This is a genomic window from Puniceicoccus vermicola (assembly GCF_014230055.1).
GTDB classification, from domain to species: Bacteria; Verrucomicrobiota; Verrucomicrobiia; order Opitutales; family Puniceicoccaceae; genus Puniceicoccus; species Puniceicoccus vermicola.
This window is the reverse complement of record NZ_JACHVA010000046.1, coordinates 59,819-73,597: the sequence shown is the minus strand read 5'-3', so window position 1 is coordinate 73,597 and position 13,779 is coordinate 59,819. Positions and strand designations below refer to the sequence as shown.

The window sequence follows — 13,779 nt, the reverse complement described above, 5'->3', positions numbered from 1 at the left end:
AAACAATTATGTTTAGTCGAGGGAGGGCGAAGAATCCGACAGCGGTCAAAAATTATTCAAATAGCTTGGATCGCAGTCCAGTCCCGACGGCCAAACCACCCCAATCGGTCCCGGTCATCGCATGCGCCCGCTTGGGACGCTTCCCCAGACCTCCCTGAACCTGCTCCTCCACAAATGAGGGCGATCCCAGCACCATCCCGTCGGTAAAATAACGCACCCGGCACCGCAAAACCACAGACAAAGGCAATTTTCCCTTCTCCTCTTCCAGAACCCGCACCGCTTCTTCCCGAGAAATCGACTTTTTCTCAGCCTTCTCCCCGGCTCCGACCCCATACAAAGTCTGCCGATACCCAGCCAAATCCTTATCCACAACAGAAAGCCCAGCCCGAGCCAGCCGACTGCCGCCAATCGCCTCGGCATACCCACAAAACCGGTAATCCTTAGGATCTGACACCAACCCCGCCCGAACCGCATTTAAGTCGATATAGGCAGCCACCGTCCGCAGCGCCCAACGATCCCCTTCCACCAGAACACTCTTAAACCGCTCACACCAAAGCGGTCCAAAACGATCCCGCGACCGATTAAACCAGAGCGTAAATCTCTGCTTCAGGGTCTTCATCATCCAGGAAACATCACCCATCCGTCGCAACAGACTCTTCCGCAAGTCCATGCCCTCCAGAGCATTATCCCGAAGGTGCCCCTCTAAAACCTCGGCCCGCATTGGGTTCCAAGGCGTAGGCTTCGGATAGAGCCGACGATACCGACGCACCAACTCCTCATCCGAAATACTGACCTCCGCCGGCACCTCCACCAAAACATGGAAGTGGTTCTTCATCACCGCATAAGTAACCACCCGGATCCCCGAGAAATCAGCCACCTGCCAGATCATCTTCCGCAAAACCTCCCTCTCGCGGTTGCCAAAGAGAGCCTCTCCGTTCACCGTTCGACTCATCACATGGTAGTAAGCTGTTTGTCCCTCGAGCTGAATCCGTTTTCTTCTCATGCACTAAGTTGAACAGATCCTCATATCTAGATCAAACTTTTAAACCTGGTTTATAGATTTAGCAAATCTGAGACTTGCTCGATTCCGGACAGTTTGTAGAACCTTCCCAGACCATGCATCAGTTGATCCAGGCCATTGTCACCATTCTCGCCCTTGTCAATCCGATCGCTTGCGCTGCGATTTTTGCTTCGGCAACCAAGGGGATGCTTCGCCGGGAGAGGATTATGGCTGCCGCTAAGGCGGGGGTAATGATTACGGTGGTGCTTTTGATTTCGGCCTTTTTCGGCAATCGTATTCTTCACACTTTTGGTGTTTCCCTTGCCGCCTTCTCATGTGCGGGTGGTGGGATTTTGGTCTTTATTGGGATAACGATGATGCGGCCGCCAAGCTCCTCTTCTGAGGAGGAATCGGGGGAGAAAAAGCCGGACGATTCTTCATTGAGCCCTCTAATTCTTTTTGGGGCTAGTCCAGGGACGATCACCGGGGTGATTACGGTTGGAGCTTCCCATCAGGGGGAGCCTTTTCCGGAGACCGCCGTCTTCGGAGTTCTCATCTCGATGGCCTATGTTACGGCGGTTCTCATTATCGCGGCACTCGGGTCGAGGAAGAAATCGAAGGCGAAACCGGGATTTGGTCGTCAAATGATCAATAACTACATGGGGGTGATTGTTATCGCTATGGGCGTACAGTTCATGCTCAGTGGGATTCAGGAATTCTTCAGGGGGTGAACTGAAAAACCTCTTGCACTGATTCGGGGTCAGTTTCCTTATTAGAAGTCTCTCTACGATTCGGTGAACTCCCAGCGACCAGACATCAAGTTTCCGGTGATTTTACTCGCGGTCCTAGGTGTTCTGGTTCTTGCCGAATTGGGCACGGGGGGAGCCTTCCTTGGTTATTTCAGCGAATTTTCCCGAAAGAAGCAGAACACTTCTGACCCAGATTCCCGAGATATCCGCCTCATTGATCAGGAATGGCGCACTCTAGACTGTACCCTCCCAGGGAAACGCGAGCCAATGATCCTTGTTCGGCGAAAACCCGATCAGCAAGACTACCTCGTCGATATGTCGACACTCTCTGCAGAGACTCAGGAGGAGCTGGGAAAAATCCGGGACTTCAACCGAGATGGAATGACAGAAGAACTCTTCGTCTTGGCTCGTTCCGAAGTCACTGTCTATCTTTACCATATCCCGGAAATGAAGTTCTTCCACTCCCCGCGCCCGAATGACCACCAGAATACTCAAATGGGGAGAAGACTGGAGCTCTTTCGCGCCTTCGTTAAGGACCTGGACCTCAAATATGTCGAAAAGCAAGTGGAACTTAGACCGCTTGGCAATTATCGATACATCTTGCCCGAAGGGATTTCACAGGTACCCTACCTTCAGGTCGGGGAGTCTCTCTTCTACGACCAGAACACCTCTCCGTTGAAAGAAGCCATCATCTCCGAATTCCTCGCCCGAAAATGACTCGGTTTTTGGCGATTCGTATCCTTCGCCTGCTTCGCGATTCTAGTCTGCCCCTAACTTGTAATCATCCTCAGCCCTAGCCCCAATCTCATCTTGCTCCAAAAACTACAAAAGGACTTGCCCGATTTGGAGGTCTGTTCCAGAAATTAAGCTCTATCGGGCTCCGTATTTTGATTCTATTCCCATTTCTCGATGAAGTTTCTCGTTCTATTAGTCATCATTTTAGGGGCGCTGGCCGCAGCCGAGAAATTTACTGATGGGTCACTCTCCAAAGGGCTTCGCAGTAAAATCTACTCGGAAGAGAGAACGCAACAAAGTCCCCAAAAATCGATTCCCCAACGGCAGAATTACCAGATCACCGATACTCAAGGCCGGGCCCTGGACTGTATTCTCCTCGCCAAGAGAGAAAACTTCATCCAGATCAAGCGGGCTGCAGACGGTCAGGAATTTCTGCTCCCGATCGATAAGCTTTCTGAGGAAAATCGTCAGGAGTTTGCGAATATAGAAGACTTCAATGAAGATTCGATGAGAGATCTTCTGTTCGAACGAGCTCAGCGTGAAGTTTCTGTCACTCTCCTCTACATGTCTGGCAATCAAAAATATCGGCACCCCCAGACCGGACAGATGATAATGACGGCAGACGGGCGAAAACTCGAGTTCTACCGCGGATTACTCGAAAAGATGGAAATCCCCTATAGGGAAGAATTGGTCGAGACCCAACCCGCAGGAGAGAACCTTGTGTACCTTCCACTGGGGATCAGCGAAGTTCCCTGCATACGAGTCGGTGGCCAAACCCTCACCTGCAACAGTAAATGGCGTTTTCAGGACATCGTTATCGACGACTACCTAGCTCAACTAAGAAATCCCTACCGCTAGATTCTGAGATGACCCACTCCCGTTCGATCCGCGCCTCCTTTCAGCGACAAAAGCCGGCCGCTCAGAAGTTTCTTCTCTGCGTCATTCTTTGTCTCTGTGGATGTGAACCGCTGAAGCTCTCCGAAGATCTCGTTTTGGATCGCAGCTTTGATCCCGAAGGACCGATGGAACAGATTATCTCACCTAGCGGGGCTATCTCCATCAATGCTCCGTCCGACTGGAGGACGATCAAGAGTTCTCGCTATGTCTTCAATCCAAGTTCGGGAGTTCGGAAAGAGCTGGCGATGGGATCCTACCAAAGGGATATCTTTATTGCCATCTACTCTTCAAAGATCGGCCCCCTGGACCGAAACAATCCAAACATCACACGCGCCCCGGAAGTAACTCTGAGCGAAATCGCGGAATACTCCGCATCTAGAATTCCCCAAAAACTCGAAAATTCCTACGTTGAGAGAGGTCCTATTCAAACAACGATCAACGGCTGGCCCGCGATCCAATATGTTATCCGGTTCAGTGAAAATGGAATCGACTCTGTGGGACTCTTCACCGTTCTCAAGCATTACGAAGTTGTTTATACCCTCTTATCCGGATGTCCCTCGGACGAACTGGAAACCTCCAAAGAAGAGCTTCTCGCCGTCACCCGCAGCTTTCGAGTGCTGCAGTAGATATCCCCTCCCTTTTTGCGGAGCTACTGTTCCATTCCGGTGATTTCCCGGTAGCCTCCCGAGCACGAGTCTTCTAGGTTCACGAATCAAAGGGACTGATCGTGATCCGCTACCAGTATAAGAACCGTACACTTCGTTTCGCCATTCGGCGATTCATCACCTGCCTACTCGCCTTCTACGGCGGCTACTATCTCAATATCCCCTTGATGGGAGAGACCTCCTATATCGGTGGACTTTGGGCAATGATCTCCGTCCTGATCGTCCTGCAGCCCAACCGAAAGGATGCTTGGCAGACTGCACTCCTTCGAATGATGGGAACTTTTATTGGGGCAGCTGCCGCAGCATTGTACCTTACCTTCTTACCGTTCCATCCGATCGGAATGTGCGTGACGATCTCCGTCACCGTTCTGATTTGCGGAGGCTTCGGGGTGCCCAATTACGCCCGCCTCGCGTGCATCACCATTGCGATCATGATGATCTCCTCCAAGATCGATCCGGAGATCTCACCTCATATGAACGCGATCCTCCGATTCCTCGAATCGGCGATCGGTACCTGTATCGCAGTTCTGGCCACTGAGATCTGGCCGGAGGAGGATCCTGACCTGAGAAAGCCGGGGAGCCTTCGGGTTCCGCTTTCGGACTTGGGACGGAAGAATAATGATGGCGAGAAAGGATAGATTGAGCCTTCTGTTAGAGCGACATCAGCGGTAATTTCCTCCCCGTGGACCCTACCCAAAAGATGAAGAGCCGTATCTATCGAGTTATTTTCGAAGCCGATACCCGCGCAGGTAAACTCTTCGATGTCGCTCTTCTTGTCGCGATTGTCATCAGCACGGCCTTCGTTTGCCTCGAGACCATCCCGGGCTTTCGCAAGGACAACGTCGTTCTACTCAAAACCGGCGAATGGATCCTGACGGGTCTCTTCACGATCGAATACGTTCTTCGACTCTACTGCAGCCCGCGCCGCAAGACCTATGCCTTCAGCTTTTTTGGGGTCGTCGACTTCATCTCGATCATGCCGGCCTATCTAGCTCTCTTTGCTTGGCCGTCGTCCTACTATCTCGTCACAATCCGGTTACTCCGACTGTTGCGGGTTTTCCGAATTCTCAAGCTTCTGGAGCTTTCGGGCCAGGCCCAGTTCATCCTCCGGGCACTGCGCGAATCGATGCCGAAGATTGGGATTTTCTTCTTTGCCCTGATCATTCTCGTTTTTCTCGAAGGTACGCTCATGTATCTAGTCGAGGCCGGAGTAAATCCGGGGTTCAACAGCATCCCGAACAGCGTTTACTGGGCGATTGTGACCATGACGACGGTCGGATACGGTGACGTCGCTCCCATGACTGCGATTGGGAAATTGATCGCCTCCGCCATCATGCTCAGCGGCTACGCCATCATCGCCGTGCCCACTGGGATTGTCACCGCCCACCTCTCCCGTGCCGACCGAAGCGGCGATTCCACGATTTTACCTCGCCGTGAATGCGAAAATTGTGGGCTCTCCGGTCATACCGAAGAAGCCCGGTTCTGCCGCCGTTGTGGCGACAAGCTTCCGCACGTCTAGGCACAAAAAAAGCAGCACCGAGGCACTGCTTTGATCAAAGGAGAAGAAAAACAATCTACTCTCAATCAGGGGACTGTTCTTTCCTCACGGACTTCCGTCTGACGAACGGCCAAACAATCAATCCCACCATTACGAGAATCGATCCGCCTGAGGCAAACATTCCAGCCTTCATGTAAGGGGGAAAATATTCGATTGAAATCTGGTTATCCCCAGAAGGAAGCACCAGAGCCTTGAACCCAAAATGAATCGGGAAAAATTCAGCTGCCTCACCATTGATCTCCGCTTTCCAGCCAGCGTTGTCGGGGATGGAGAAAAATGCGATCCCCGGTTGTTCGAGGCGAACGGAACCTTCCATTCGATTCTCGCCAAATTCATCCCAAGTAACCGAGGTCGAGGCCAGATCGTGCGCCAACTCCGTGTAGGTATTGACCCACCCGTCTGCGGTTTGGTTGGTTCCTCGACCAGCGATCGCCTTGACCTCCGACTGAGCCAGCTCCGGGACCAAAGACGCATCGGTCATGCCGATCTCTTCCGGAACAATCGCCGCGGCAAAGGCCAATAGATCTCGGGATTCAGGTGGATATTGCCAAACCACATCTTCTTCGATCCTTTGAAAATAGATCGACCCGAAGGGGATGAAACAAGTATTCTCGTAGATCAACGCATCCCCCGCGCGGCCCCAAAGTTGATAAGCAGGCGGCACGACGGAATCACCCCAATCCCGGGCGATAAAATACTTCGTGGACAATAGCGTCGCCAAGGCGAACCGTTTTCCCGGACCAGCTACGTAGGAGGACCGATGACCCGGCACCAGATAATCCACATCAAACCCTTGCGGGCCAAGAAAGGAAAGATAGCCGCCCGCATTGAAAGAGTAATACGAACTCAATCCGTTGTAACCTTGGCCTAAAGGGTCATTTAGGTGAACAGATACATTCCCCTTTTCCACTCGATAAAACTCATCGTCGGCCTGCTCGATCATTCTAATCGCCGAATACGTATCATCAAAATAATACGCCCCGGTTTCCAGAGAATCTCCGCGCAGTGTCAAACGGTCTTGCGTACTCTGCCCGGCAAATTGATACACCTCCCAGCCCAGCAACAGCGGCAATAAAAGCAGTCCCAATGACCGTTGGCGCTCACTTCGCATCAGCACCAAGGCTCCCGAATAGGCAAACAGCAAGATGATCACCTGGCGATAAACGCGACGGCTTTCATTCACCCGCAACCACTCCATGACGAACTCGGAATACTTCAAAAAGCCTAGCGCCACGAGACAGAGAACCAAAGTCACAATGAGAAGACCGAGGTTTAGTCTCCGGCGCCGCACGACGTTATCGAGAGCCAGCGCACCCGTTCCAGCAATGACCAGCGACACCCAAAACGACGAGGTTTTGTAGTAATCCCCCGCGAATGCGTTCATAAAGTATCGAGCGTAGGGAACGAAGAGGTACAGGACGACCGCCAACAGAGCCAAGCCCAGCACCACCTTTACACGACGGCTCCGGCCCAGGAATGCCTGCGGGATCAACAAGAGCATTATCGTTCCGACATAGAGGTGAGGTCCCTCGAGATAATTTCTCCAGCCCGAGTAAAAATTTCCCCGGCCCATTATATCCGGCGCAAACAGCCCATACAGACTCGAGAGCCACTCCTCGGCATCATTGATCCCGAAGAACCCCCGGCTCGCAAAGCCACTCACCGTCGACTCTCCCCCACTCACGCGCGGGCTTGAGAGAATCTCCGCAAGATTGGGGAAAAGGAAGAAGGCTGAGAGTCCCAACCCCAGAAGGTAACATCCGCCCAAGCGCAAAACCTGCAACCCGATCCATTTGGGTTTCCATCCCGCCTCCATCCAGAGTCTCAGCAAGGCATAGCTGAAAAAGAGAATGGACCAGACGTAAGTGTGGAAAACTCCTCGAATTACGAGGAACAGGATCGCCAAAGGAATCAGATGCCAAATCTTCTTGCGCAGAAAACACTCAAAGGCGAATAGCGCAAAAGCCACCATTACGACCTCGCTGGCATAGTGCGTCCAGTTGCCCCGAATCACCATGTGGGCGGAAAAAACCAAACCGACCGCCCCCACAGAGGCAGCGTACCGTCCGATTCCCAGCATGCGTAACCAGCCCAGAAACAATAGGCCGGCGATCAAAGTCTTCAGCAGCTGCACCCAGCCTAAGGCAAAGGCGATGTCGACGGGAGGAAGGGCATAAAGGATGAAAAGGAAGAGATCTCCGATCCAATTGAAAAGCCCCTGACCGGTTCCAATACTAAACGACCAGAGAGGATATCCCTCGGTCCGAAAGTAGTGAGAAATGTGCATGTAGACCGGCCAGAAAACATCAACCGAATCGGTAGCCACATCCTTGAACAAGTAGAGTTTCTCAAAGATCAGGAATGGCTCGTAGACGACAAACCCGAGCGCGAGTAATCCAATGAAAAACACGGCCCCCCACCATCGATTCCATCGCGGCGTCTGGGGGCTTCCGGCTTTCAGCAACCATCCAGACCGTACAAGACGACCAGCCAAAAAAACCAATCCGGAGACCATCGCATAAATCAGCAGACGGAAACCGCGCAGGACCCAAAGATCCTCAGGTGCAAGGCTCCCGAGCCATTCATCGCGAGAGACCGGAAAGACCAAGTATGCATCTTTGCCGGACGTTTCGACGGTCCAACCCTCTTCATTTACCACGCCCGAAGCGATCTGGTCATTCTTCTGCCAACGCTCCAAAATCTCCTCACCGTTCAAGCTGAATAGAGGATAGTATTTGTAGGCCAGCTCATAGCCGAACTCGACCGGACCCAATTGAAAACTGCGAACCTCCCTACCGAGATCCAGCCGGATCGCCCGCAATTTACGCCAGCCGGGAAGCTCAAACTCCGCCACCAAAACGCCATCGTTCTGATGAATCAGTTCCTTATCGGAATAGTATTCGAAAAACGAACCGGGCCCCGGAAACCCGTACCGATAGTAAACCTGCAAAACCGTCTGCTCCGGGTTGGATTCGATCGGAACCCTGACTCGGTTGGGCGCAGGCTGCCAGAAAACGCTAGAGACCACCCCAACGACGAGAATCACCAAGGCAGCAACGCTCCACAGATTCTTTTCTTTAAGCCAACGAAGAAAAGCACTCATCCCCACAGTTCCTTCCTAAAAGCCTTAAAGGCACGATAAATCCGCTTGCCAAAAGTGGGGGTTGATCGACCAAATCGATGAACCATCTCCTGTCCTGCGCGTGAAAATTCTGTTCCATAGAGGTAGATCGGAATTCCTTCCTTAGAAAGCTCCACCCTCTCCAATTCTTCCGGGCGAATGCCCCGGCTCTTCGACTCATGGTGCCGAATCGAAACTGAAGGATCACAAAGGATCCTCCATCCGGCTTCTCCCATACGATGCCCCAACAGCGCATCCCCAAAGCCATTGGGACACAGAATCTCGTCCAGTCTCCCGGCATCTTCAAAGGCTGATCTTCGTGCCAGCGCGCAAGCGAAGGTCAAGGCTTCGACCTCACGAAAAATCAGGGCTCCCCCATCGGGATCGCGAACGACTTCCGGTCCTGCCGGGCCAAAACGGATGCCCGCTGCCTGCAACTGACCATCTGGATAGTATAAGGCGCCCCCGACCATTCCGACCTCGGGCCATTCGAGAAAGCCCTGAAGGTGAGCCAGCGTCTCTTGCTCCAGGAATTCCACATCGTTGTTGAGGAAAAGCAAATGCGGCTCATCGCAAGCCGCGACTCCTCGGTTGTTTAGAGTCGCAAAATTAAAGGGGGCATCGATCGTCAACCAGGTCAGACGCTCTTCCCCGAAAAGCTCCAAGGCCAGAGTTCGCAGCCGCTCGGCAACCTCTGGAGCTGAACCATTATCAACCGCGACCAAACGCACCCTCTCGGAAATCGATTGGCTCGCCAAACTACGAAACGTTGCCGAAGTCAGCTCCTCTTGATCGCGAAAGGGAATAATAACGGCGATCTTCGAAGAGGAAGGCAACGGGACCGGACGACCCGACCCACGGAGCCCGTCATAGCTCCACTCCTGAAGGGGAAGTCCCTTAGACTGCGCCAAAACCTCGATGCTCGGCTGAATCGTATCACCTCCGCATCCATGCTCGACCGCCTGCCCTCGTTTCATTTCAACCGCAGTTAGAGCCAGCGGAACTCGCGAAATCGAGAGCCCTTTTGCCATTGCAAGAACCACAGAACTCCACGCCGTCGTAGGTTGGTCCGAAGACACTCTGCCAAAGCCAGAACGATCCAACTCCAAGAGCTCCCAGGCTTCGTTCGAGAAACAAAGAGACCGACTCAAACCCGCTTCGCCGAGGACCGAATACAACGAGGCTCCCCGATTCATGTGAACCGCATGGGGCCCTCCCGTTGACTCATCCGTCAGAGTCTCAAAGAACCCAACGACATCACCCGAATTCTCGCGCACCGATTTCAGAAGGCAAAAGAGAGCCATCGGGTGCAGGCAATCCTCGGCATTCAACGCCAGGATCCAACCTGCGGTCGATCTCGGGGCTTCCTTTCCCGAAAAGAGTTCGACCCGCTCCGAAAGCCCCAATCGAAGTAACAAATCTTTCAGCGAAAGAGAGCCGCTCTCGCCGACGAACTCGCCAAATTCCCGAACCTCCCGATCCGCAGCTTCCTCGGCCACGACGATCACCAATCGGAAACGAGTCAGGCTCTGCACGGCAATCGATCCCAGAACCTTTGCGGCGCGCGAGGGATTGGAAAGATTCGGGCACCAGCGGATCTCCAGCCGAGATTCCCCAAACCACTCGGAATAAATGGTTTCCTGCCAAGCGAGACTACTCTCGAGCTGTTCGGATCCCATCGACTCTCCCGGCAAAAGATTCCAACGCTCTCCATTCAACCCGGGAATGCCCTCCAACGGAAGGCGCATACCGGAAGCGAATGAGCTCGGAGACTCATCAACTTTGTCGATGTGCCCTTTCATCGTTTTCCTCCCGATGAACGATTGGGCGAAAAAAGCCGGGCAAAGGGACGCGTCCAACGATATCCACGGGAACCCTGCACTTTGCGTCGCATTTTCATCTCCTTCTCCAGCTCTTGCTTCACATGGGCCAGTTCCAATCCGAGACTCCGGATCTTTGCCGCGGAGTCATTGAAATCCCGCTCATACGCACTCAAGTGCTCAAGAAAGAGAGTCGCCCCGACATCCCCCTGCTGTAGGCGAAACTTGATCTCGAGCTGACACCCATCGAATAACGAAATTCGTTCGTCCAAGCGAAAACCTGCTTGTGGACCGCTCACGAGAAAAAAGACGGCCGGCCAGAAATTGTCTCCTTCCGAGAGTTTTCGTCCGAAGGAATAATCCACCATCGGACATTCTTCTGGAGCGATTTCTTGGTGGATGGCTCCTTGCGCATCCAGAACTTTTAGCGAAATCAGCTGAAACTCGCCCGGACCCCCGAAAGGATGAAAACGAAACTCGCGGTCATCCATGAGGACTTCGTCCAAACGAAATTGGGCAATTCCTCGCCTTCCGGAAACGCGAACGTCCTCAGGGCTCAAAACCCTCGCAGATCCATTTTGTGAAAACCTCAACTCAGGTTGGACTTTCCCCTGAAACCGACTCCTCCAATCCAGTCGTTCCATGTGTGCTTCGAAGAGCAATCGAATATGATCGGAATAGATTTTCGGATGCTTTTGGAAAATGGTTTCAAACGCCTCCAACACTTTCATCCGCGAGGCAGAGAAATTGACATCACGCGACGATTGATGTCTTCGATACTCGAATACGGGAGCATCCAAGTAACTCACCTCTCTTCCGGTCTCAATAATCGAGATCCAAAATTCGAAATCTTCCCATCCGGACCTCATATCCTCGCAAAAACCTCCAACAGCCTCCCAGTCACTTTTCCGAAAAATAGCCGTCGAATAGATACAAGGATCGAGAAGCACTTCTGGGAAACGGTAGGGTTGAGGTGACCGAGCCGTCCCACCAACCCCGAAGGACCGCGCCTGCCCATAGGCGACACCCACCTTCTCGTCGGCCTTGATCTTCGGAAGCAATTTTTCCACGAAATCGGGAAGCAGCCGATCATCTGCATCCAAGGAGGCGACAAACGGGGTCCGCACTTCGCGAATGGCAAGATTTCTCGCTGCTGCCGGCCCCGCATTTTCCTGGGACAACACCGTGACTCGGTCGATCTTCGCTACTTTCTCCAGGACCCGGAGGGTCTCCGGATCATCGGATCCATCGTCAACGATCACGATTTCCTCGACCGGAACCAACTGCTGCCGAACTGATTCGACCGCTTCTTCAAGATACTGGCCGTGATTGAAGCAGGGGATGATGATCGAGATCTCGCTCACCGGTCAAAACTCCATTCAGTGGGCACGTCGACATCCTGTGCCAACGTGAAACACCCGTATTCTGTGGTCAGATTCGGATTCGTCGAAGGATCATGAGCACAAAACTGTGGCCAACGCTGCCGGAACTTTAAACAATCCGGATCCGAATCGGACTCAGAAATCTTTTCTCCACTCACGAGGCGAAGCGTCGGGATCATCGCATTCGCGAACCCCTCTTCACGCAGCAGCAAAGAAATCGCCGCGATGCGATGGGTCCAGCTCTCATACCCACCTCCTGCCGGAGAAAACTGATTCCACAAATCCCGCCGGATCGCCAAAAACCATCGACCGGGAACGGTAAGATTCTGCGGAAGGATTTCCCGCCTGCCCATCCCTTCAAACTGTGCCCCCATCTCCTTAAAGATGGGAGAGAGGTCGCCGTAGGGATGAATCAGCATCCCCGCCTCAATGATTCCGCCCGCCGGATCGCCAAGAGCCCCGGCAACCATCCCGAATCCGGGTAAATTGACCCATCCGGCCAAACGGCTGCAGACCTCATTCTCCATCAGAACTCCCTCCGCCAAGAAGACAATCACCGGCGAGTTCCCGGAGGAGACGCTGGATGCTAAATTCCAGAATCCGGAAGCTCCTTTCGACAATCGAACCAAATCATAGCTTTCGCAGGGAGGCGGAGAGCACATCCAATACATCCCGACAACCAATTCCCAGTTAGCGTTCTTTTTCCATTCTACGGCGTCTTCGATGGCTCGGCGGGAAGCCTGAACCGAATAGCTCTTTTCTCCGACGCTGCCAGCAGACGATCCAGGAATAATTCGCCAGTGGTAAAGCACCTCCGGCACATGACGAATGGAGCCCTCCGGCAGGTGTTTGCCGAGTCTCAAAAACAGATCCCAATCCTGACTTCCTTCAAATCCGGCGCGAAAACGACCGACCGCTTCGATATCCTCGCGACGAATCGAGGTGAAGTGGCAGACAAAGTTCTGAGAAAGCAGAAAGAGCGGATTCCAATCCGGCTTAAAATAAGGAGCGAGAGGAACCCCTTTGGAATCAATTTTATCTTCGTCGGAGTAAATGAACCGCGCGTCAGGGTGTCGATTGATCTCCAGAACGACCCGCGCCAAACTTTGAGGGAGGAGGAGGTCATCGTGGTCGAGAAGAGAGATCCACTCTCCGGTGGCGAGATCCAGCGCACTGTTGCTGGCATGCGAAATATGGCCGTTCTCCTTCCGATAACACACCCGAATGCGGGAGTCCTTCGCCTCCAGTTTCTTCAGCGTTCTCAGGGTTGATTTCCGGGTCGAGGCATCATCGGCGATGCACAATTCCCACTCCGGATAGATCTGTCCCACCACCGAATCAACCGCTGCCCTGAGCCACTTGGGCTCGGTATTGTAGGTCGGCATGATGACCGAGAACTTCGGCCGCAGTGGAAGCTTTTCAACCGTATTCCGTAGGGTTTCAAAATCGCGCTCTTTCGGGCCGTTTCTCTCCAGAAAGTGGTGGTAGTTCCGCGCGAAAGGATCGGGTGGACGCTTCGCGATATTGAGAACCAAGAAGCGAGAGACGGTGGTTTCCGTGCCATCCGCCCAACGGGCGACCGCCTTCACCCATTTCAACCCCTTCCCCGTGCGGAAAAGCTTACGATAGCGAACATCACTGCGAAAGTTTCCCCGCTCTACCTTGAGACACTCGAGGGTCCGATTTCCCAGATGCAGGGTCACCGCCACAGGCGGCCGATTCCGCTCGTCTCTCCCCTCCCCCTCGAAAGCAACATGCTTCAGAACGAGCTGGAAAAACGGCATCCGCGGACGGATTACGTTAAAAACCTTTTGAAAGTTAGCCATCGAACAAATTTCTGGAATAAATCCCT

Annotated in this window: 11 protein-coding genes; 6 read left to right on the top strand and 5 right to left on the bottom strand. The window is 53.2% G+C overall.

The genetic code is table 11. From position 1 onward, the window contains the following. Positions 1-52: 52 nt before the first annotated feature. Entirely contained in the window at positions 53-1,003 is a 951-nt protein-coding gene (locus H5P30_RS04960) for a transposase (RefSeq protein WP_185691851.1), read from the bottom strand. Positions 1,004-1,116: 113 nt separating this feature from the next. On the opposite strand from H5P30_RS04960, the gene H5P30_RS04955 reads away from it, so the two are divergent. The 6 genes from H5P30_RS04955 to H5P30_RS04930 all read left to right on the top strand — a co-directional run bounded on the left by H5P30_RS04955 (position 1,117) and on the right by H5P30_RS04930 (position 5,565). Next, positions 1,117-1,731, top strand: a complete 615-nt coding sequence (locus tag H5P30_RS04955) for a MarC family protein (protein ID WP_185691850.1) — start codon at positions 1,117-1,119, stop codon at positions 1,729-1,731. 63 nt (positions 1,732-1,794) lie between these two features. Further along, entirely contained in the window at positions 1,795-2,466 is a 672-nt protein-coding gene (locus H5P30_RS04950; RefSeq protein WP_185691849.1) for a hypothetical protein, read from the top strand. A gap of 192 nt (positions 2,467-2,658) precedes the next feature. Next, entirely contained in the window at positions 2,659-3,342 is a 684-nt protein-coding gene (locus H5P30_RS04945) for a hypothetical protein (RefSeq protein WP_185691848.1), read from the top strand. A gap of 8 nt (positions 3,343-3,350) precedes the next feature. After that, complete coding sequence (locus H5P30_RS04940; protein WP_185691847.1) at positions 3,351-4,007, top strand: hypothetical protein; 657 nt, start codon at positions 3,351-3,353, stop codon at positions 4,005-4,007. 101 nt (positions 4,008-4,108) lie between these two features. Beyond that, a complete protein-coding gene (locus H5P30_RS04935; RefSeq protein WP_185691846.1) occupies positions 4,109-4,684 on the top strand; it encodes an FUSC family protein in 576 nt (191 codons plus the stop codon). 62 nt (positions 4,685-4,746) lie between these two features. Then, a complete protein-coding gene (locus H5P30_RS04930; protein ID WP_185691845.1) occupies positions 4,747-5,565 on the top strand; it encodes an ion transporter in 819 nt (272 codons plus the stop codon). 61 nt (positions 5,566-5,626) lie between these two features. Here H5P30_RS04930 and H5P30_RS04925 read toward each other — a convergent pair whose 3' ends face one another. Genes H5P30_RS04925 through H5P30_RS04910 form a run of 4 tightly spaced genes read right to left on the bottom strand, consistent with a single transcriptional unit; the run spans position 5,627 to position 13,753 of the window. Next, positions 5,627-8,707: a YfhO family protein gene (locus tag H5P30_RS04925; protein WP_185691844.1), complete on the bottom strand. Its 3,081-nt coding sequence runs from the start codon at positions 8,705-8,707 to the stop codon at positions 5,627-5,629. Then, the gene (locus tag H5P30_RS04920) at positions 8,704-10,527 is read right to left on the bottom strand and encodes a glycosyltransferase family 2 protein (protein WP_185691843.1); all 1,824 of its coding nucleotides are present in this window, start codon (positions 10,525-10,527) and stop codon (positions 8,704-8,706) included. The genes H5P30_RS04925 and H5P30_RS04920 overlap by 4 nt, the downstream gene beginning before the upstream one ends. Next, on the bottom strand, positions 10,524-11,909 hold the full coding sequence (locus H5P30_RS04915) for a glycosyltransferase (protein WP_185691842.1): 1,386 nt from the start codon (positions 11,907-11,909) through the stop codon (positions 10,524-10,526). The genes H5P30_RS04920 and H5P30_RS04915 overlap by 4 nt, the downstream gene beginning before the upstream one ends. Beyond that, positions 11,906-13,753 (bottom strand): glycosyltransferase family 2 protein, encoded by a 1,848-nt coding sequence (locus H5P30_RS04910; RefSeq protein ID WP_185691841.1) that lies wholly within the window; start codon positions 13,751-13,753, stop codon positions 11,906-11,908. The genes H5P30_RS04915 and H5P30_RS04910 overlap by 4 nt, the downstream gene beginning before the upstream one ends. Positions 13,754-13,779 lie beyond the last annotated feature (26 nt).